The organism is Thermoleophilum album (genome assembly GCF_900108055.1).
Lineage (GTDB): Bacteria > Actinomycetota > Thermoleophilia > Solirubrobacterales > Thermoleophilaceae > Thermoleophilum > Thermoleophilum album.
In genome coordinates this window covers 889,353-908,766 of the sequence record NZ_FNWJ01000001.1, presented here as the reverse complement: position 1 = coordinate 908,766, position 19,414 = coordinate 889,353, and the positions used below count along the sequence as shown (strand labels likewise).

Annotated in this window: 19 protein-coding genes and 3 tRNA genes; 6 read left to right on the top strand and 16 right to left on the bottom strand. The window is 67.5% G+C overall.

Translation table 11 applies throughout. The annotated features are described in order from the left end of the window. Positions 1–41 precede the first annotated feature (41 nt). From rpoB to rpmG, 8 genes are all read right to left on the bottom strand, one after another. On the bottom strand, positions 42–3,638 hold the full coding sequence (gene rpoB / locus BLW41_RS04425; RefSeq protein WP_093116550.1) for a DNA-directed RNA polymerase subunit beta: 3,597 nt from the start codon (positions 3,636–3,638) through the stop codon (positions 42–44). A 286-nt stretch (positions 3,639–3,924) separates the two neighbouring features. Then, the gene (gene rplL, locus BLW41_RS04420) at positions 3,925–4,311 is read right to left on the bottom strand and encodes a 50S ribosomal protein L7/L12 (protein ID WP_093117351.1); all 387 of its coding nucleotides are present in this window, start codon (positions 4,309–4,311) and stop codon (positions 3,925–3,927) included. A gap of 86 nt (positions 4,312–4,397) precedes the next feature. Next, the gene (gene rplJ, locus BLW41_RS04415; protein ID WP_093116548.1) at positions 4,398–4,970 is read right to left on the bottom strand and encodes a 50S ribosomal protein L10; all 573 of its coding nucleotides are present in this window, start codon (positions 4,968–4,970) and stop codon (positions 4,398–4,400) included. 166 nt (positions 4,971–5,136) lie between these two features. Continuing rightward, the gene (gene rplA, locus BLW41_RS04410) at positions 5,137–5,862 is read right to left on the bottom strand and encodes a 50S ribosomal protein L1 (RefSeq protein ID WP_093116546.1); all 726 of its coding nucleotides are present in this window, start codon (positions 5,860–5,862) and stop codon (positions 5,137–5,139) included. Positions 5,863–5,864: 2 nt separating this feature from the next. Further along, entirely contained in the window at positions 5,865–6,290 is a 426-nt protein-coding gene (gene rplK, locus BLW41_RS04405) for a 50S ribosomal protein L11 (protein ID WP_093116544.1), read from the bottom strand. 49 nt (positions 6,291–6,339) lie between these two features. Then, positions 6,340–6,864 carry a transcription termination/antitermination protein NusG gene (gene nusG, locus BLW41_RS04400; RefSeq protein WP_093116542.1) on the bottom strand — a complete coding sequence of 175 codons (525 nt, stop codon included), beginning with the start codon at positions 6,862–6,864 and terminating at the stop codon, positions 6,340–6,342. Positions 6,865–6,883: 19 nt separating this feature from the next. Next, positions 6,884–7,258, bottom strand: coding sequence for a preprotein translocase subunit SecE (gene secE / locus BLW41_RS04395; protein ID WP_093116540.1), 375 nt, complete (start codon positions 7,256–7,258; stop codon positions 6,884–6,886). Positions 7,259–7,281: 23 nt separating this feature from the next. Further along, complete coding sequence (gene rpmG / locus BLW41_RS04390; RefSeq protein WP_093116538.1) at positions 7,282–7,446, bottom strand: 50S ribosomal protein L33; 165 nt, start codon at positions 7,444–7,446, stop codon at positions 7,282–7,284. A 171-nt stretch (positions 7,447–7,617) separates the two neighbouring features. Here rpmG and BLW41_RS04385 point away from each other — a divergent pair. Further along, positions 7,618–7,690 (top strand) — tRNA-Thr (locus tag BLW41_RS04385). 206 nt (positions 7,691–7,896) lie between these two features. Here BLW41_RS04385 and BLW41_RS04380 read toward each other — a convergent pair. Both BLW41_RS04380 and rpoD read right to left on the bottom strand, forming a co-directional pair. Continuing rightward, positions 7,897–7,979, bottom strand: a tRNA-Tyr gene (locus tag BLW41_RS04380). A gap of 82 nt (positions 7,980–8,061) precedes the next feature. Further along, the gene (rpoD, locus tag BLW41_RS04375) at positions 8,062–9,231 is read right to left on the bottom strand and encodes an RNA polymerase sigma factor RpoD (RefSeq protein ID WP_093116536.1); all 1,170 of its coding nucleotides are present in this window, start codon (positions 9,229–9,231) and stop codon (positions 8,062–8,064) included. 205 nt (positions 9,232–9,436) lie between these two features. Here rpoD and mptA point away from each other — a divergent pair, with 205 nt between their 5' ends. After that, entirely contained in the window at positions 9,437–10,441 is a 1,005-nt protein-coding gene (mptA, locus tag BLW41_RS04370) for a GTP cyclohydrolase MptA (protein WP_093116534.1), read from the top strand. A gap of 55 nt (positions 10,442–10,496) precedes the next feature. Further along, positions 10,497–10,973 (top strand): hypothetical protein, encoded by a 477-nt coding sequence (locus tag BLW41_RS04365; RefSeq protein WP_143038580.1) that lies wholly within the window; start codon positions 10,497–10,499, stop codon positions 10,971–10,973. Positions 10,974–11,037: 64 nt separating this feature from the next. Here the strand turns inward: BLW41_RS04365 and pgsA are convergent, their stop codons facing one another. The 3 genes from pgsA to BLW41_RS04350 all read right to left on the bottom strand — a co-directional run bounded on the left by pgsA (position 11,038) and on the right by BLW41_RS04350 (position 12,009). Continuing rightward, positions 11,038–11,595: a CDP-diacylglycerol--glycerol-3-phosphate 3-phosphatidyltransferase gene (gene pgsA / locus BLW41_RS04360; RefSeq protein WP_093116530.1), complete on the bottom strand. Its 558-nt coding sequence runs from the start codon at positions 11,593–11,595 to the stop codon at positions 11,038–11,040. Between the two features lie 14 nt (positions 11,596–11,609). Further along, positions 11,610–11,903, bottom strand: a complete 294-nt coding sequence (locus tag BLW41_RS04355) for a hypothetical protein (RefSeq protein ID WP_143038579.1) — start codon at positions 11,901–11,903, stop codon at positions 11,610–11,612. A 33-nt stretch (positions 11,904–11,936) separates the two neighbouring features. Beyond that, positions 11,937–12,009 (bottom strand) — tRNA-Thr (locus BLW41_RS04350). A 102-nt stretch (positions 12,010–12,111) separates the two neighbouring features. Between BLW41_RS04350 and BLW41_RS04345 the strand changes: the two genes are divergently transcribed. Further along, positions 12,112–12,480 carry a DUF192 domain-containing protein gene (locus BLW41_RS04345; protein ID WP_177169330.1) on the top strand — a complete coding sequence of 123 codons (369 nt, stop codon included), beginning with the start codon at positions 12,112–12,114 and terminating at the stop codon, positions 12,478–12,480. On the opposite strand, the gene BLW41_RS04340 is transcribed toward BLW41_RS04345, so the two are convergent. Both BLW41_RS04340 and tmk read right to left on the bottom strand, forming a co-directional pair. Beyond that, positions 12,421–13,638, bottom strand: a complete 1,218-nt coding sequence (locus BLW41_RS04340; protein ID WP_093116524.1) for a DNA polymerase III subunit — start codon at positions 13,636–13,638, stop codon at positions 12,421–12,423. The two genes, BLW41_RS04345 and BLW41_RS04340, sit on opposite strands and share 60 nt — an antisense overlap. Further along, positions 13,635–14,267: a dTMP kinase gene (tmk, locus tag BLW41_RS04335; RefSeq protein ID WP_093116522.1), complete on the bottom strand. Its 633-nt coding sequence runs from the start codon at positions 14,265–14,267 to the stop codon at positions 13,635–13,637. Before tmk ends, BLW41_RS04340 begins: the two co-directional genes overlap by 4 nt. Positions 14,268–14,320: 53 nt before the next feature. Between tmk and BLW41_RS04330 the strand changes: the two genes are divergently transcribed. Beyond that, positions 14,321–15,256: an NAD-dependent epimerase/dehydratase family protein gene (locus BLW41_RS04330; protein WP_093116520.1), complete on the top strand. Its 936-nt coding sequence runs from the start codon at positions 14,321–14,323 to the stop codon at positions 15,254–15,256. 118 nt (positions 15,257–15,374) lie between these two features. After that, positions 15,375–18,263, top strand: coding sequence for a vitamin B12-dependent ribonucleotide reductase (locus BLW41_RS04325; RefSeq protein WP_093117349.1), 2,889 nt, complete (start codon positions 15,375–15,377; stop codon positions 18,261–18,263). A gap of 12 nt (positions 18,264–18,275) precedes the next feature. Here the strand turns inward: BLW41_RS04325 and BLW41_RS04320 are convergent, their stop codons facing one another. Further along, complete coding sequence (locus tag BLW41_RS04320; protein ID WP_093117347.1) at positions 18,276–19,331, bottom strand: LLM class flavin-dependent oxidoreductase; 1,056 nt, start codon at positions 19,329–19,331, stop codon at positions 18,276–18,278. Positions 19,332–19,414 lie beyond the last annotated feature (83 nt).

The window sequence follows — 19,414 nt, the reverse complement described above, 5'->3', positions numbered from 1 at the left end:
GCTTGCGACTTAGTCACTGGCCTGTGCTGCCGACGACGGCGCTACGACTCGCCCTCGACGTACTCGGCATCCTGCTCCGCCGGCGACTCATCGGTCTGACCGCCTTCGCCTTCGAGCTCCAGCGTGTCCTCCGATTCGTCGGCGGCTTCCTCGCCACGAGCCCGAACTCCCGATAGGTCGATACCGAGCTCCTCTGCCGCACGGAGCAGGTCGTCCTCGTCGTCGCGTAGGTCGAGGCCGTCCCCCTCCTCGCTCAGAACCTCAACGTCGAGGGCCAGCGACTTCATCTCCCGCAGCAGCACCTGGAACGACTCCGGCACCGACGGCTCGGGGATGTTCTCGCCCTTAACGATCGCCTCGTAGGCCTTGACCCGCCCGACGGTGTCGTCGGACTTGATCGTGAGCATCTCCTGGAGCGTGTAGGCCGAGCCGTAGGCCTCGAGCGCCCAGACCTCCATCTCGCCGAAGCGCTGCCCGCCGAACTGCGCCTTACCGCCGAGAGGCTGCTGCGTGACGAGCGAGTAGGGCCCGGTGCTGCGTGCGTGGATCTTGTCATCCACCAGGTGCAGCAACTTGAGGATGTACATGTAGCCGACCGTGACCTTCTCCTCGAAGGGCTCCCCGGTGCGGCCGTTGTAGAGGGTGACCTTGCCCGAGCAGCGCATACCCGGACGGGCGCTGCGGTCGATCTCGAGGTTGATGCCGCGCTCCTTGCCGTGCTCCTCGGCCCAGCGGCAGAGCGCCTCGTCGACGTCCTCAACGCGGGCGCCGTCGAAAACTGGCGACGAAACGTAGACCCGACCGCCGTTCTCTTGGGCTCGCTTGTACGCCTCCGACCCGTCGTCGTACCAGCCGTTGGCGGCCACCCACCCGAGATGAGTCTCAAGGATCTGGCCGAGGTTCATTCGGCTCGGCACGCCCAGCGGGTTGAGGATGATGTCGACCGGCGTACCGTCTTCGAGGAACGGCATATCGGCCTCGGGCACGATCTTCGCGATTACGCCCTTGTTGCCGTGACGACCGGCAAGCTTGTCGCCTTCCGCGATCTTCCGCTTCTTGGCGACGTAAACGCGCACTAGCTCGTTGACGCCGGGCGGCAGATCGTCGTCGTTGTCGCGAGAGAAGACCTTGACGTCGATGACGACGCCGCCCTCGCCGTGCGGAACTTTGAGCGACGTGTCGCGGACTTCGCGCGCCTTTTCCTTGAAGATCGCTCGGATCAGCTTCTCCTCGGCGGTGAGCTCGGTCTCGCCCTTCGGGGTGACCTTGCCGACGAGGAGGTCGCCCGACCCGACCTCGGCGCCGATCCGCACGATGCCCCGCTCGTCGAGGTTGCGAAGCGACTCCTCCGAGCGGTTCGGTATGTCGCGCGTGATCTCCTCGTCGCCGAGCTTCGTTGTGCGCGCGTCGATCTCGTACTCCTCGATGTGGATCGAGGTGAGGACGTCCTCCTTGACGAGGCGCTCGGAAATGATGATCGCGTCCTCGAAGTTGTAGCCCTCCCAGGACATGAAGGCGACCAGCACGTTCTTGCCGAGCGCGAGCTCGCCTTGGTTGGTCGAGGAGCCGTCGGCCAGAACGTCGCCGGCTGCGACCTTTTGTCCGCTCTCGACCGTGGGCTTCTGATGGATCAGGGTGCCCTGGTTGGAGCGCATGAACTTGTGCAGCAGGTACTCGTCGGTGCCGCCCTCGTCGGCCTCGACCACGATGCGCTCGGCATCGACGTACGTGACCGTGCCGGCCCGCCGTGCCAAAACCACGTCACCGGAATCGATTGCCGCCCGGCGCTCCATCCCCGTGCCGATTAGCGGCGGCTCGGTACGCAGCAGCGGCACTGCCTGGCGTTGCATGTTCGAGCCCATCAGCGCGCGGTTGGCGTCGTCGTGCTCGAGGAACGGGATCAGCGCGGTCGAGACCGACCAAATTTGGTTCGGCGAGACATCCATCAGGTCGACCTCGCTCGGATCGGCCAGCACCAGCTCGCCGTCACGGGAGCGGCACTCCACCGACGGCCCCTTGAGCTTGCGCGTCTTGGGGTCGATCGCCGCGTTCGCCTGGGCGATGACCTTGTCTTCCTCTTGCGTCGCGTCGAGATGAACGATCTCGTCCGTGACGACGCCGTCGCGGACGACCCGGTAGGGCGTCGTCACGAAGCCGAACTCGGACACCTGGGCGTAGGTCGAAAGCGACCCGATCAAGCCGATGTTCGGGCCCTCTGGGGTCTCGATCGGGCACATCCGACCGTAGTGCGTGGGGTGTACGTCGCGCACCTCGATCGGCGCCCGTTCACGCGTCAGACCACCGCTGCCAAGCGCCGATAGCCGTCGTCGATGGGTGAGGCCAGCCAGCGAGTTCGTCTGGTCCATGAACTGGCTGAGCTGGTGGGAGCCGAAGAACTCCTTGAGGGCCCCCACCACCGGCCGAATGTTGATGATCGTCTGCGGCGTGATGGTGTCGGCGTCCTCGCTTGTGAGACGCTCGCGAACGTTGCGTTCCATGCGCGAGAGACCGGTGCGGAAAGCGTCCTTGATGAGCTCACCGACCGTGCGCACGCGCCGGTTGCCGAAGTGTTCGTACTCGTCGAGGCGATCGGCGATCGGCTCCTGCGGGAGCGATTGCGCCTCAAGCGCAAAGTCCTTGATCGGCTCGCCGTGCTCGTCGAGCCCACTCTCGGGGATGCCGAGATCGCGGGGCAAACTCACAAGCTCCTTGACCAGCGCGACGATGTCGCGCGGCGTGAGTACCCGCGTGTCCAACGGCTCGTCAAGTTGGAGCCGGGAGTTGAGCTTGTACCGCCCAACGCGCGTCAGGTCGTAGCGCCGCGGATCGAAGAAGAGGGTGTGCAGAAGGTTGCGCGCTCCCTCGACCGAGGGGGGTTCGCCCGGGCGCTGCTTGCGGAAGAGCTCGATCAGCGCCCCTTCCTCGGTCTTCGTGAGCTCGGTGTCAGCCTCCAGCGTGAGACGGATGTACAGCGAGTTGTCGAAGAGCCGCAGGATGTCCTCGTCGGAACCCGTCCAATCCGGGAAGTCCCGACGCATGTACTCGCCCATGGCGCGCAGGAGGACGGTGATCGGCAGCTTGCGCTTGCGGTCGATGCGGGCGTATACACGCCCTTTCTTGTCGATCTCGACCTCCAGCCAAGAGCCGTGATGAGGCATGATGTTGGCAACGAAGACCTGCTTCTCGCGGTCCTTCGGTGCCATCACGTAGGCGCCGGGCGAGCGCACGAGCTGGGTGACGATCACGCGCTCGGTGCCGTTGATGATGAACGTGCCCCAGTCGGTCATCCACGGGAAGTCCCCCATGAACACCGACTGCTGGCGGATCTCGCCGGTTTCGCGATTTTGGAAAGCGACCTGGACGTTCAGCGGACGCGAGTAGGTGAGGTCTTTCTCCCGGCACTCGGCGATCGAGGCGCTCGGCTCGCCGAACTCGATCGACTCGAAGACGACCGCGAGGTTTCCGGAGTAGTCCTCGATCGGCGAAATGTCGTCGATCGCCTCGCGAAGCCCGCCGTTTTCGGGGTCAACGAGCCACTCGAAGGATCGTCGCTGGATATCGATCAGGTTCGGAAGCTCCAGGGTGTGGTCGAGACGCGAGAAGCTGCGACGAACCCGAGTGGCGTTGGCGCGTGACAAAGCGACGACTCCCTCCGAGGTCGGTTTATCGGCGGACTTTGGGACAGCGGAGCGGGCGCAAGGCGCGACCCACCAGCCTATCAAGTTCGGGCGGCTTGGCGCAAGACCCGCCCGGCCGGGCGGCCTGCCCGGCGGCCATCACGGACCCCGTCCGCGGTGGTGAAGACTGCACCCCTTCTCGGAACGGCTGCGTCTATAGGCCGCTGGGAAGATTAGCGGTTCACGCCTCGACCCCGCCCAGTGACTGAGGGCGCGGAAGCGAGGGCTGGTTGGCAACCAGCTCGAGCTACTTGAGCTCGACGGTTGCTCCGGCCTCTTCAAGCTCCTTCTTGAGCTTTTCGGCCTCCTCGCGGTCGACGCCCTCCTTGATCGGCTTGGGAGCCTCGTCGACCAGCGCCTTCGCTTCCTTGAGACCGAGACCGGTTGCGGCGCGAACAACCTTGATCACCTGGATCTTCTTGTCGCCCGCGTTAGTGAGGATCACGTCGACCGTGGATGGCTCCTCCTCGGCTGCCGCACCGTCCCCACCGGGCGCACCGGCAGCCGCCACGGGAGCCGCGGCGGCGACGGCAGTTGCGGAAACTCCGAACTCCTCTTCGAGCGCCTTAATGCGCTCGGCGAGTTCGAGCACGGAGATGCTCTTGAGCTCCTCGATCCATTCCTCGGTGGTCAGCTTCTTAGCCACTTGTGCTTCCTCCTGATCTCGATGCTTGCCTCAAACCTTGTGAGCTACGGGACCCTTGCGAACCGGGACGAGAATTAGTCCTCGCCGCCGGCAGCGGCGTCGCCGGCCTCCGCGCCCCCGATGAGCCCGCGCTCGCGAATTTGCTCGAGCTGGACTGCGAGCCCGCCGAGCAGTTGACCCAGCCCGCGCGCCACGCCGGTCAGAGGCATTGCGACAAGCCCAACCAGCTGTGCCACGAGCTGTTCTCGGCCGGGCAGTGCGGCCAGACGCGCCAGCTCAGCGGCATCGACGACCGCTTCGCCGAGCAGGCCTCCTTTCGGCTCGAGCACGTCGTGCTCGCGCCGGAAGGTTGCGATCGCCTTGGCGGCGAGAACCGGGTCACCATCCGGAGCAACGAAGGTAAGAGCGGTGGGCCCAACAAGGACCTCTTTGAGCGCTTCGCGGCCGGCTCGCTCGGCGGCTAGGCGTGCGAGCGTGTTCTTGGTAACACGAAACCGTGCGCCCGCGTCCGCCAGCTTGGTGCGCAGCTCCTGGGCCTGCGCGACTGTGATACCGCGGTAGTCAACTGCGAAGACCGCCTGGCTCTCGGCGAGCTGAGCCGCTACCTCTTCTACGACCTTTTCCTTGTCCTGTCTTGTAAGACCCATCCGAAACCTCCTCCACAAGCGTTGCGGCCCGCCGAGGCGGGCCACGGAAAGCGCTCACTGAGGAGGCTCCATCTCGGACCCGCCTGCTCCGGACTTACGCCCGCTTCGGGCGCCGGAGGTCATCGGCGAGGGGCCGCGCGAGCGGCGGCCGTCAAGTGCGCGTCCCTCACGCCGCCGCGGCTGCCACCTCCTCGACGATGTCGCGGGTCCGCGTCGGATCGACCTTGATACCCGGTCCCATCGTCGGCGCGATGGTGATCGAGCGGATATAGCGGCCCTTCGCCGCTGCCGGCTTAGCGCGCATGATCTCTTCGATCACCGCTGCGTAGTTCTCGAGCAGGGCACGTTCGTGGAAGCTCAGCTTGCCAATCGGAACGTGCACGATCCCCGAACGATCGGTGCGGTATTCGATCTTGCCGGCCTTCGCGTCGGCGACAGCTTTTCCGACCTCGGTGGTCACGGTCCCCACCCGGGGATTCGGCATCTTGCCCTGGGGCCCGAGAATCCGCCCGAGCTTGCCGACCAGCGGCATCATGTCGGGGGTCGCGATTGCCACGTCGAAGTCGGTGAAGCCGTTTTGGACCCGCTCGACCAGATCCTCGGCGCCGACGAAATCGGCGCCGGCTTGCTCAGCCTCCTTCGCGGCATCGCCTTTCGCGAAGACCGCGACCGTCACCTCTCGCCCCAGCCCGTGCGGCAGCGCAACTGTCCCTCGCAGCTGCTGATCGGCATGGCGGACGTTGAGTCCGGTCCGTACTGCAACCTCCACCGTCTCATCAAAGCGCGCCGGTTCGAAACGCTTCAGCAAAGCGATCGCCTCGGCTGGTGAGTACGTGCGCTCGCGATCGACGAGCGCAAGGTTGCGACGGTAACGCTTCCCACGGCGCGGCATGACTAGTCGACCACCTCCACGCCCATCGAACGCGCCGTGCCGGCGATGATCTTCTCGGCCTGATCGAGATCGCGTGCGTTCAGGTCAGGCAGCTTCTGCTCGGCGATCTTGCGGAGTTGCTCGCGCGTAATGCGACCGACCTTGTTGCGGTTCGGCTCGCCCGAGCCCTTCTCGATGCCGATCGCTTGCTTGATCAGAACGGCAGCGGGCGGTGTCTTCGTGATGAAGGTGAAAGAGCGGTCCTCATAGACCGTGATCTCGACCGGAATGATCGTGCCGGCCTGCTGCTGGGTCTGGGCGTTGAAGGCCTTGCAGAACTCCATGATGTTGACGCCGTGCTGACCCAGCGCAGGGCCTACCGGAGGGGCAGGGTTCGCCTGCCCGGCCGGCACCTGCAGCTTGATCGTGGTGAGGACCTTTTTAGCCACGAGCGCGAAAAACTAGACGGTCTTCCCTGTCAGCGGCTCGCCCGCCCCGTCAGCCGATCTTCTTGACCTGGTCAAAGCCGACCTCGACTGGCGTCTCACGCCCGAAGATCGAGACCAGCACCTTGAGCTTGCCTGCGTCGGGGTTGATCTCGGCGACCTCGCCGGAGAAGTCGGACAACGGGCCGGAGACGACCTTGACCTGGTCGCCGACCTGGAACTGCGCGCGCTGACGCGGCCGCTCGATCACCTCCCGCTTGAGGATCCGGTCGACCTCCTGCTGGGTGAGCGGCACCGGCTCGCCCCGCGGACCAACGAAACCCGTAACGCCAGGCGTGCCCTTGACGACGGACCACGATTCGTCGGTCAAGTTCATGTTGATCAGCAAGTAGCCGGGCATCGTCCGCTGCTCCTTCTGAACCTTCTGCCCGTCCTTGAGCTCCTGGACCTGCTCGGTCGGGATGACGATCTGGCGCACGTTGTGCTGCTGCCCCATCGTGCGCAGACGGTGCTCAAGGTTCTCCTTGACCTTTTTCTCGTGGCCTGAATAGGTGTTGACGGCGTACCAGCGGAACATGTTTGGGAAAGGGCGTTACCTAAAGGATCAGTTGAACGAGGCGCGAGAGGACGGCGTCGAGGAGGCCGAGGTAGGCGCCCGTGATGATCACGAAGGCGATCACTACCCCGGTGAGTCGCACGACGGTCTCTCGGTCGGGCCACTCGACCCGCTTGAGCTCCGCCCGGACCTCGCGCAGGAATTGTAGGACGCGGAAGCCCTGGGGCGCCTCGCGCCCGGTCGAGTGGTCGGTCTCGACCTCTGCTTCGGATCGACGACGCGGGGCCTTCGGGGAGCTCGCGGTTAGCTCGGAAACGCCTTCGGACAAGGCGTCCGGAGCTTCGCCCTGCAAGCCCAGCTCGCGGGCTCGTCGCGCAGCCCGGCGAGCCTCCGCCCGTTCACGGCGACCGGCCACGGGCTAGGGGCGTGCCGACGCGGTCACCGCGTCTCCTTGTGGAGCGTGTGGCGTCCGCACCAGCGGCAGTACTTCCGCAGCTCGATCCGATCGGGATCGTTGCGCTTGTTTTTCTCGGTCTGATAGTTGCGGCGCTTGCACTCTTGGCAAGCGAGCGTGACCGCTATGCGTACTTCTCCGCGGGCCATCTCTCCAGAGGCGTCGGTGACTGGTCGATTGCGGGCACAGCGGAAAGCTGGCCCCGGCGACCCGCCGCAGTCTAGCGACGCTGCCGATCCGGATCGCCGGCGCGCCGCTGCGAGCTCGGCGCTCTACTATCGGCGAGACGCGCCCGAGCGCGTAGTACGCTGGCGCTCCCTGCCGCCGTAGCTCAGTCGGTAGAGCACTTCCATGGTAAGGAAGGGGTCCCCGGTTCGAGTCCGGGCGGCGGCTCTCGGCGGTTTCGCCGATTTGTCGCCTGTTACGTGTGGTGGTTCGATGTGCCGCGCCCTGCGTCGCAGCCTGGAGTGCGCGGGCGTACTAAGGGCGCAGGTGTCCCTCGGGTATGCGCGCCACTAGGGCTTGAAGCGGCCCCCGGCTGCTCGCGTACTCGCCGTCGGCGCGAGTGGAGCTACTGGCGTGCGCGCAGCCGGCGCGAGTGGGGGGGGCAGGATTCGAACCTGCGTAGGCATACGCCGCCAGATTTACAGTCTGGTCCCTTTGACCGCTCGGGCACCCCCCCGCGGTGGCGCCGGACGATTCTAGGGATCGCGTGGCAACGCGGGACGTCCCCCGCCACCTTCGAGACGAGTTGCTCGCGCCGGCTAGACGGCGTCGCGGAGCGCCTGCGCCTCGGGCAGTTGTTGGAGCTTGCGCAAGGTGTTGTTCTCGATTTGGCGGATGCGCTCGCGCGTGACGCCGAAGGCGCGACCGACCTCTTCGAGCGTCAGCGAGCGGTTACCGCGCAACCCGTAACGCAGCTCCAACACCTCGCGCTCGCGGGGTGGCAGCGCAGCCAGCGCACGCCACACGCTTTCCCGACGGATCGCTTGCGAAACCTCTTCGAACGGCGACTCCGCATCCTCGTCCTCGACGAAGTCGCCGAGCTGCGAGTCCTCCTCCTCGCCGACCGGCTTGTCGAGCGAGACCGGGGCCTGCGCAACGCGCAAAATCTCCCGTACGTCGGCTACCTCCCAGCCCAGCTCGGCAGCGATCTCCTCGGGCGTGGGCTCGCGCCCGTGCTCCTGCACAAGCTGCCGCTCGACCTGGCTCACCTTGTTCATCTTTTCGACCATGTGGACGGGGATGCGGATCGTCCGCGCCTTGTCGGCGATCGCACGCGTCACCGCCTGACGGATCCACCAGGTCGCGTAGGTCGAGAACTTGTAACCGCGCCGCCAGTCGAACTTTTCTACCGCCCGAATCAGCCCCAGCGAGCCCTCCTGGATGAGGTCGAGGAACGACAAGCCCCGGCCGAGATAGCCCTTCGCGATCGACACGACGAGGCGCAGGTTGGCCTCGATCATGTGCTGCTTGGCGGCCATGTCGCCCCGCTCGATGCGCTTGGCGAGCTCGACCTCTTGCTCGGCCGTGAGCAGGTCGACGCGACCGATCGAACGCAGGTAGAGCCGCAGCGAGTCGAGGCTTGTCTCTTCGGCTTCCGGAGCGGGCAAACCGAGGCGCTGTGCGGTTTCCTCGGAGAGCGAGTCGGCGGCCCCGCCTAAGGCTCCCTGTTCGTCGAGCCGATCGTCAGTAGCGACGACCTCGACACCGGCCTCCTGCAGCTGCCCCAGCAGCTCGCGTAGAGAGTCGCTGTCGAGGTCGAGCTCCTCCACGCAGGCCGCGACTTCCTCGGCCGTTACGTACCCGCGCTCCCGTGCTTCAGCTGTGAGCCGAGCGAGCGCTTCGCCCGGTGCCGCCAGCTGGTCGTGCTCGTCGAGCAACGCGACTGCGACGTTCGTGTCCTCCAACCCTCGCTCCTTCGAGACGCCCATAGGTCTTCCCTCCGCGGAGGGTTACCGCTCACTCCTACGAATTCCCTCTGGAAGCCCCACTCCGGGGCGTCGCGACACGAGTCGCGAGGAGCCGCGCCCGACCGGGGGCGGGCGTCGGGCCGAGCGGGAATATACCCACGCCGGCGGAAGCACGCGGCGCTTACGCGGCCGACCGGTAGTCGCCGCCCGATATCTTCCGGCGGCAATGGGCGAGCTGCGCGCCATCGAGGTACCGGACGTGCAGGCGCGGCGTCCGCTTTCCACCGTCAGCCTGACGCGTGTCGGCGTGACCGGCGTGGAGAAGGTTTTGCGCGTAAGAAGCGATGGCGACGAGCAGCTCTACTACGCCCAGCTGGAGTGCTTCGTCGACCTGCCGCCCGACCAAAAAGGCGCGCACATGTCGCGGTTCGAGGAGGTCGTCAACGAGGCGATCGACGAGGTCGTGCTGGGCGAAGCGTTCAAGGCCGAGACGCTCGCCGCGCACATTGCCGAGCGCGTGCGGGAGCGGCAACGCGGCCTGCGAGCGGAAGCACGAATCGCCGCCCGCTATCCGATCTCGCGGCCTGCGCCCGCTTCCGGCGTACCCACGCAGGAGATCTACACGATGTTCGGCGTCGCCGTGGCGTCCGAGCGCGGCACCCGGCGGATAGTCGGTGTGCAGGCGCAGGGCATGACTGCCTGTCCCTGCGCTCAGGAGCTTGTGCTGGACCGCGCCCTACGGCGCCTCGAGCAAGCGGGGATCGCAGCGCACGAGGCGGCAGCGGTTTTGCGCGAAGTGCCCGTCGCGACGCACAACCAGCGGGGGATCGGCACCCTCCACATCGGCGCCACCGAGAGCTGTGCAGAGGGTGTGGAGGCGACCGACCTGCTGGCGATCGTCGAGAGCTCGATGAGCTCGGAGATCTACGAGCTGATGAAACGCCCGGATGAAGCGTTGGTGGTCGAACGCGCCCACCGTACGCCGCGCTTCGTCGAGGACTGCGTGCGCGAGATGGTGCGGCAGGCGGTGGAGCGCTACGGCCATCTCGGGGACGACTGTTTCATCCATGCCCGCCAAGAGAACCTCGAAACGATCCACCGCCACAACGTCGTCGCCGAGCGTTCGGGGCTGGTCGGCGAACTGCGACGGGAGCTCGCGGGTGGCGGTCACGTGCTGCACCACGTGACGATGCGGGAGTGGCTGGAGGCGCGCGAGACCCTGCCGCAGTGAGCTGTGCGCCGCGCGCTCGCAGCGCAGGCGCTCAAGGTTGCCGACGAGCCGACCGATGCAACGCGCAATGGAACTGCGCGACGAGCTCGCTCGCAATGAGCACAGCGACGGCCGCCCGGCCTTGACCCAAGACGCGGCGCTCTGTATCGCGATCGTGGCGACTGCTCTCCCGTTCGCTCGCGACGTAAGCGAGGAGGTCGACCGCTGGTTGCGCGCGCTGCGCCTGCACGGACGCGCTGGCCAGGCGTTGCAGGCGCTCGGCGTCGGCGAGCGGCGGCTCGCTGCCGATGCCCCGCTGACCTTGGCGCAGCGAACGGGAGCCCCTGGTCTCGGTCCGCGGGTGGTCGACGAGGTCGTCGCCCGCTCGGTCGCCTCAGCGAACCGGCGCGGCGGGGATTGTGCCGACACCGCGGACGTGCTCGAGGCGCTGATCGCGATCTACGGGCCGGCGATGGCAGATGCCTTGGAAGACCACGGCAGTTCGCTGGCGGAGCTGCGGGCCCGCCTCGCCCGCTCGCTCCCGACGCCTTGAGCGATCACTGCGCGGCCCCACGGAGCGCGTCCGCCGACCCCCACAAACCGGCCCCAGCGACCAGTTACCCCGGTCTTCGCCGGTCACCGACGCCGAGTTCTAGGCGGCGACGGAAGTTGACGAAGTAGTCGACGCCGGAGAGGACGGTAACCGCAACCATCGCCCAGACCAGCACCCGGACGATCACTGCCTGCGGATCGGGGGCCGCGATCAGCGCAGTCACCGCGGCGACCTGCACAATCGTCTTGAGCTTGCCCAGAAGGCTCGCGGGGATCACGATCCCCTGCTGGCCTGCTGCGACGCGTAGCGCCGAGACCGCGAACTCGCGTGCGATCACGACCATCGCGACCCATGCCTCCAGCCGACCGAGCCCCACTAGGGCCAGCAGCGCGGCGGCGACGAGCAGCTTGTCGGCCACCGGGTCCATCACCTTGCCGAAGGTCGTGACGGCATGGCGCGACCGCGCGATCCACCCGTCGAGACCGTCGGTCAGAGCGGCAAGGGCGAATACGGCGGCTGCGATCAGTGAGCCACCGTGCGCCTCAAGCGCCAACACCACGACCAACACCGGCACCAACAGGATGCGGATGATCGTCAGCGTGTTGGGGAGATTGAGCGGCACCGGCGCGGATCACGTCAAGAGGCGTCGAGCGATCTCCGTTGTGCGCTCCGCGCCAACAGCTCGAAGCCGATCGTGCTGCCAACTGGGCCGAGCGGCGAGACCGTCGCGCCCAGCAACCACCAGGGGAACAGGCCGCGTCGGCAACCGTGCGCGACGGCCAAGCACAGGCCGATCCAGCCGATGCCGTGGGTCCAGCCGAGGATCGCTTCCCAGCGCTCGGAGAGCGATCCCAGCCACACCACGAGCAACGCCGCGAAGACCGTCAGCTCGGCGAGCGAGTACATACGAACGCGCTGGAAGTAGGACAACTCGGCTCTCCGTTCCGCTTTGCCCGCCTGCGAAGCCGCCGGTGGGATTCGAACCCACGACCCCGCGCTTACGAGGCGCGTGCTCTGGCCACTGAGCTACGGCGGCACCGCTGGCGCAGTCTAGCCCCGGGTGGGAGCCGTTCTCGCGCGGGGGCGAGATCGGTAGCGCAGGGGCTTCTTTAACAACGTGTACGTAGCACGACCGCCCTTGCCGCGAAGGTTCCGCGGACTGCGCACCATCGCAGTGCACGACTTGAGGGTCGTAGTGGCGGAGACGATATGTGCGCGCCTCTTGGGGCTCGCCGGGCTCGCAAGCTTGCCGGTCGACGTCGTGATCGCTCTGCAGCGATGCAGGAGCATCCACACTTTCGGGATGCGGTTTCCGATCGGTGCAGCCTTCGTTGGCCGCGACGGCCAGCTGTTGGCGGTGCGTGCGAGCGTGCCGCCCGGTCGCGTGACCTCTTCCTTGCGTGCCAGCCTCGTTCTGGAGTGGCGTGCGGGCGCCGTTGCCACGAGCTCAGTCGCCGAGCTCGCGCGCGAGGTCACCTGCGCACTCGATCGAGAGCGCCTCGAGTAGCAGCTCCTGGCTGGGGTTCAGTCGCAAGGCGAGCCGCGCGCGCTCGATCCTGTCGAGCACGCCCACCAGCGAGCGCGCCGCAGCCGGGAAGCCCGCTCCCGCCGTCGCGGCTCCGGCTCCCTCGCCAGCGGCCCCTGCGCTCGCGGGCAGTGCGGAGAACAGCCGCTCGCGCAGCACCAGTTCGCAGAGCAGCAATGCCAACGAAATGGTCGCGTTCTGCTCCCTTCGGACCTCGCGGCGGGCGAGCTCATCGAGTTCTCGTTCGAGGCTCCGACGGCCGCGGCCAGCACCTTCGATCAGGGCTTCGAACTTTTGCTTGGCGCGCTGCGCCGCGCGCTCGCCGGCGCCCCGCGCACGCGCCAGGAGCTCGCTCTGCAACTCCGCGCCGACGTCTCCCCGAAGCCACGCGTCGACGATCTTCCGCGCCAGCTCGAGCAGCTCCTGCCCATCCGCCGACGCCAGCCGGCGCGCCCGCGCCAAACTGCCAAGGGCGAGCCGTGCGCTCTGTCTTGCTCGCTCGGGATCCACGCCCTCGGCGCGCAAGCGTCCCTCGATCGAGGCCGCCGGAAGCGGATCGAAGCGCACCGTGCGGCAGCGTGAGACGACCGTTTCCAGGACGCGGCCGAGCTGATCACTAACGAGGATCAGGTGGGCGTAGGCAGGTGGTTCCTCGAGAGTCTTCAAGAGGCGGTTGGCGACGTCTCCGCTCATCGCCTCCGCGCGCTCGATCACGAACACCCGCCGCGACCCAGCGAGCGGTGTTTGGGAGACCGCAGCGACCACCGGGCCGTCCACGTCTTCGACGCGCATACCGTGCGCACCGGTCGGCACCACCCACACGAGGTCGGGGTGGGTTCCGGCTAGAGCAGCGCGCCGCGCCCGCTCGGGATCGTTCGCACCCAGCGCCAGGATCTCGGCCGCGAACCAGCGTGCGCACTCGCGCTTGCCGGTGCCCTCGGGCCCGTGGAACAAGTAGGCGTGGAGCGGTCCTGCTCGTAGGTCGTGGGCGAGCACCGTGCGGGCGTGGGGTTGCTCGGCGAGCAACGTGTTCACCGCGGTCGGCAGGCCTGGATGCTCCCGGGCCAAGCCGCCTGTGCGGGTTGTCTGCTCAGCGCTCGCTGCGAGCGGTGCCGCACCGGAGCTTGCGGCAGCGCTCACGCCAGCGCCTCCCGTCGCGACCCCGCGCCGGCGGCCAACGCAGCGCGCACGCGCGCGTAGATAAGGCCATGCAACTCGGTTACCGGCAACGTCGCGTCGAGCCGGACGTAGCGTTCGGGGAAACGTTCGGCGAGCGCACGGTAGGCGGCCGCGACAGCCTGCTGGAAGTCACTGCCGGCAGCTTCGAAACGGTCGCTCGTGCCGTCGCGCTGGGCCGCCGCGGCGGGGTCGATCTCGAGCAGGAAGGTGAGATCGGGACGAAGCCCGTCTAGAGCGAAGTCGTTGATCGCTTCCACCGCCTCGATCCCAAGGCCCCGCGCCGCGCCCTGGTAGGCGAGCGAGGAGTCGAGGAAGCGATCGCAGACCACCACCCGCCCATTCGCGAGCGCCGGTCGGATTACCTCGGCCGCCAGTTGACCGCGTGCGGCAGCGAACAGAAGCGCCTCGACCGGGGGTTCGATCGCGACGCGCTCGTCTTTGAGTAACTCGCGTAGCCGCTCGCCGAGCTCGGTGCCACCTGGCTCGCGCACCAAAAGCGCCCTCTCGCCAAGCGCTTCCGCGAGCATCCGCGCTTGGGTTGTTTTGCCGGAGCGATCAAGACCTTCGAAGGTGACGAAGAGGCCGCTCACCGACGCCAACGTACCAGCGCCGACCGGCCCACCGCGGGTAGCATGACCGGGCGATGCGCGCAGTGGTCACCGGCGGCGCCGGTTTCATTGGGTCGAACCTCGTCGACGCCCTACTTGAAGAGGGGCACGAGGTCGTCGCGATCGACAACCTCTCGACCGGTCGCCGCTCAAACCTCGCAGGCGCGCTCGCGCGCGGTGCGCGCTTGGTCGAACTCGACATCTGCGATCGCCAGGCGCTGCTGGAGGCGTTCGAAGAAGCGCGACCCGAGGTTGTCTTTCACCTGGCAGCGCAGATCGACGTGCGCAAGTCGACTGCCGATCCGGCGTACGACGCGCGGGTGAACGTCGAGGGAACGATCAATGTTCTCGAGGCGGCACGCGCGACGGGAGCCCGTCGGGTCGTCAACAGCTCGACCGGTGGCGCGATCTACGGCGAGGGCCAGATCTTGCCAGCCCCCGAGAATCACCCGGTGGCGCCCGAGGCCCCCTACGGTCAGTCGAAGTTTGCAGCCGAGGGCTACTGCGAGCTCTTCCGTCGCCTGCACGGGCTCTCGACGATCTCGCTGCGCTACGGCAACGTCTACGGCCCCCGACAGGACCCCCTCGGCGAGGCGGGGGTGATCGCGATCTTCTGTGGTCGGCTGGTTGCCGGCGAGCGGCCGACGGTCTACGGCGACGGACACCAGACGCGCGACTACGTCTACGTCGGCGACGTCGTCGAGGCCAACCTGCTCGCGGCAAACTGCGAGGCAACCGGTGCGTTCAACATCGGCACGGGTGTCGAGACCAGTGTGCTCGAGCTGATCAAGGCGCTCGCGCCACACGCGCACGCGCCCTTCGAGCCGGAGTATGCGCCGCCGCGGCTGGGCGAAGTCCGCCACATCGCTCTCGACTCCTCTCGCGCCGCACGCGAACTCGGGTGGCAGGCGCGCACGACGCTCGCCGAAGGTCTCGAGAAGACCCTGTCCGCCGTTAAAGCGGCGGCCTGAGCGGGCACCAGCGCCGGTCGCCGAGCGGGCAGCTTGGTACGTCCGCCGGGCGCGCCAGGATGGTCGTCCCGGTTCCGTTCAGATGCCACACTAGCTTCAGCCAGGAGGGGTGAAGGAGATGTCCCGCAGCAGCAGCAGCGCCACACGTCTATCGGTCCGCAGCACCGGTCGGGGGCTTGCGATCGAGCGGCGCTTCACGCAGCCGGGCATCCACCCCTTCGACTGCGTCGAGTGGGAGCTGCGGGACGCGGTGATCGGCGATCCCAAGAACCCGGCGTTCCGTCAAGAAGGAGTTGAGTTCCCGAAGTTCTGGTCGCAGAACGCGACGAATATCGTCGCCCAGAAGTACTTCCGCGGGCGCCTCGACTCGCCCGAACGCGAGCGCTCGGTCAAGCAGATGATCGGCCGCGTGGCCGGAACGATCGCGCGCTGGGGGCGGGAGCTCGGATACTTCGCGAGCGAGGAGGACGCCGAGGCCTTTGAGGCTGAGCTCACGCACATCCTCCTGCACCAGATGGCGGCGTTCAACTCGCCGGTCTGGTTCAACGTCGGCTTCGAGGAACACCCGCAGTGCTCGGCCTGCTTCATCCTCTCGGTCGAGGACACGATGGAGTCGATCCTCGAGTGGAACACCAAGGAAGGCTTGATCTTCCGCGGTGGATCCGGTTCGGGGATCAACCTCTCGCGCATCCGCAGCTCCAAGGAGCAGCTCTCGAAGGGCGGCTACGCGAGCGGGCCGGTGTCGTTCATGCGCGGTGCCGACGCTTGGGCGGGGACGATCAAGTCGGGAGGCAAGACGCGCCGGGCCGCCAAGATGGTGGTGCTCGACGTCGACCATCCCGACATTCGCGAGTTCATTTGGTGCAAGGCGCGCGAGGAAGAGAAGGCGCGCGTGCTTCGCGATGCCGGTTTCGACATGTCGATCGACGGCGAGGACTTCGCGTCGATCCAGTACCAGAACGCCAACAACTCGGTGCGTGTCAGCGACGAGTTCATGCGTCGCGTCGAGCGCGGCGAGCTGTGGGAGCTGACGGCGCGCACCACCGGTGAGGTGATCGAGCGCGTCGACGCGCGCCAGCTGCTGCGCGAGATGGCGGAGGCCGCTTGGCGCTGCGCTGACCCTGGCATCCAGTACGACACCACGATCAACGACTGGCACACCTGCCCAAACTCGGGGCGCATCAACGCCTCCAACCCGTGCTCCGAGTACATGCACGTCGACGACTCGGCGTGCAACCTCGCGTCGATCAACCTTCTGAAGTTCCGCCGCGAGGACGGCTCGTTCGACGTCGAGGCCTTCGAGCACGTCGTCGACGTGATGATCCTCGCGCAGGAGATCATCGTCACGCCGTCGAGCTACCCGACCGAGGAGATCGCACGCAACGCCCGCGCCTTCCGCCAGCTCGGGCTCGGCTACGCCAACCTCGGCGCGCTTTTGATGGCCAACGCGCTGCCCTACGACTCCGACGAGGGTCGAGCGTTGTGCGCGGCGATCACGGCGCTGATGACTGGGCGTGCCTACCGCACCTCGGCCGAGGTGGCAGCGGCGCTCGGGCCGTACGAGCGTTTCGCGGAAAACCGCGAGCCGCACCTGCGGGTGATGCGCAAGCACCTGGCGGCCGCGTACGCGATCCCTGATCGCCACTGCCCGGACCGCGAGCTCCTCGAGGCGGCGCGTGCAACCTGGGAGGACGCGGTCGAGGCCGGCGAGCGGCACGGCTACCGCAACGCCCAAGCGACGGTGCTGGCGCCGACCGGAACGATCTCCTTCCTGATGGATTGCGACACGACCGGGATCGAGCCGGACTTCTCGCTCGTGAAGGTGAAGGAGCTGGTCGGTGGCGGGCGGATGACGATCGTCAACCGCACGGTGCCGCTGGCGCTCCGTACGCTCGGCTACTCGGACCACCAGATCGAGCAGATCGAGGCTTACCTGCACGAGCACGGCACGATCGTCGGGGCGCCAGGCCTGCGCGAGGAGCACCTGCCGGTGTTCGACGTGGCGGTCGGCGAGCGCGCGATCTCGCCGGAGGGTCACTTGAAGATGATGGCGGCGGCCCAGCCATTCCTTTCCGGCGCCATCTCGAAGACCGTGAACCTGCCCGAGCAGACGACGGTCGAGGAGATCGAACGCCTCTACATCGAGGGCTGGAAACTTGGCCTGAAGGCACTGGCGATCTACCGCGACGGCTCGAAGACGGCACAGGCTCTGCGCACCAACAAGAGCTCACGGGAGGATGCCGCCAACAAGTCGGCGGGCGGTGCCGCTGAGCAGCAGGAGTGGCGCCCGGTGCGGCGGCGGATGCCGCGCGAGCGGCAGTCGATCACGCACAAGTTCTCGATCGCCGGCCACGAGGGCTACATCACCGCCGGCATGTACGAGGACGGCACGGTCGGCGAGATCTTCCTGACCGATATCGGTAAGGAAGGCTCGACGCTGCGCGGCATGATGAACGCGTTCGCGACGGCGATCTCGATCGCGCTCCAATACGGCGTGCCGCTCGAGACGCTGGTGCGCAAGTTCAGCTACATGCGCTTCGATCCCGAGGGGATCACCACGAACCCCGAGATCCCCTTCGCGAAGTCGCTGCCCGACTACATCATGCGCTGGCTCGCCTCGCGCTTCCTCGATGCGGATATCCAAGAGGAGCTCGGCATCTTGACGCCCGAGGTGCGGGCGCGCAAGGCACGCCAGGAAGCGCTTTTGCGCGGCGACACGGCGGGGCCGGCACTGGAGGCGACGGGTGACGGTTCCGGCAACGGCGCGAACGGCGCCAACGGCGGGGCGGATCGGCGCGACGGTGCGGCGACCACCGGTACCCGCGGGCGCGAGGGCGCCGGTGCGGTACCGGCGGCGACAGCGCTCACCGACGAGCCCCCGACGGTACCGGCGAGGCTGCAAGGACTGGATCTCGGGCCGGCGTGCCGCGAGTGCGGCGGGATCATGCAGCGCACCGGCGCCTGCTACACCTGCTCGAGCTGCGGCAACAACACGGGCTGCGGCTAGCGGGCTGCGCGGTTAGCGCCGGCTGGCGCGGGCGTGCGTCAGCTCGCCGTCGATCGTTGTTCGTGCGCCCTCGGTGAGGGCGAACGCTGCGGCGATCAGCTCGTAAGAGCGGACGCGATCGGCGTGGTCATGACAGATGGTGAGCAGGATCAACTCGTCGGCGCGGTACTCACGCGCGACCTCCTCTAGTCCTCGCCTGACGGTTCCTGGTGACCCGACGATCGCCCGCCGCCCGCTGGCGCCGGGGCGGCGGGGACGACCGGCTAGGTAGGCGAGCGCACGCTCGACGGTGGGGACCGGTATCAGCTGTCCGCGGCGCAGTAGCGAGCCGAGCATGCGGGCGGGGGCGGCTAGTCGCTCCGCCTCCTCGTCGGTTTCGGCGCAGAGGGTGAGTACGCCTACGGCTACCCGTGGTTCGATGCCGCCCTGCGCGCAGCGGAGCCGGTAGTCGGCGACGATCGCTGCGCCGTGTGGGTTGATGAAGTCGGCGAAGGCGTACGGCAGGCCGAGATCGGCGGCCCACACGGCGCTTTGGGGCGAGGAGCCGAGCAGCCACACTTCGGGGCGCTCAGGGAGACCGGGTAGCAAGCTGGCGTAGCGGGTGAAGGGGTGGTCGGCGGGCAGCCCGTCGCGCAGGTAGCCGAGGAGCTCGGCGAGCTGCTCGGGGAAGTCGTCGGGCGCGGGCTGGCGGCGGTCGCGTTGGAGGGCGTAGGCAGTGATCGCGTCGGTGCCGGGGGCGCGACCGATGCCGAGGTCGATGCGTCCTGGGAAGAGGCCGGCGAAGGTGCTGAAGGTTTCGGCGACCTTGAGGGGACTGTAGTGCGGGAGCATCACGCCGCCGCTGCCGACTCGGATGCCAGTGGTCGCCTGGGCAATCGGACCGATCAGCGCTTCGGGGCTGGCGCAGGCGAGGGCTGGCGTTGCGTGGTGCTCGGCAACCCAGTAGCGGTGGTAGCCGAGCTCGTCACAGCGCCTTGCGAGGTCTACCGAGTTGCGCAGCGCCTCGGCCGGATCGGAGCCTTCAGAGATCGGTGACTGGTCGAGGACACTGAGCCGCACGACACTCATCGCAACGAGCCAACAGTAGACACGAGGACGTACCGTCCGGCGGTCCAACCGCCCTTTCCGATCGACCGTGCCCAGCGTTCTCA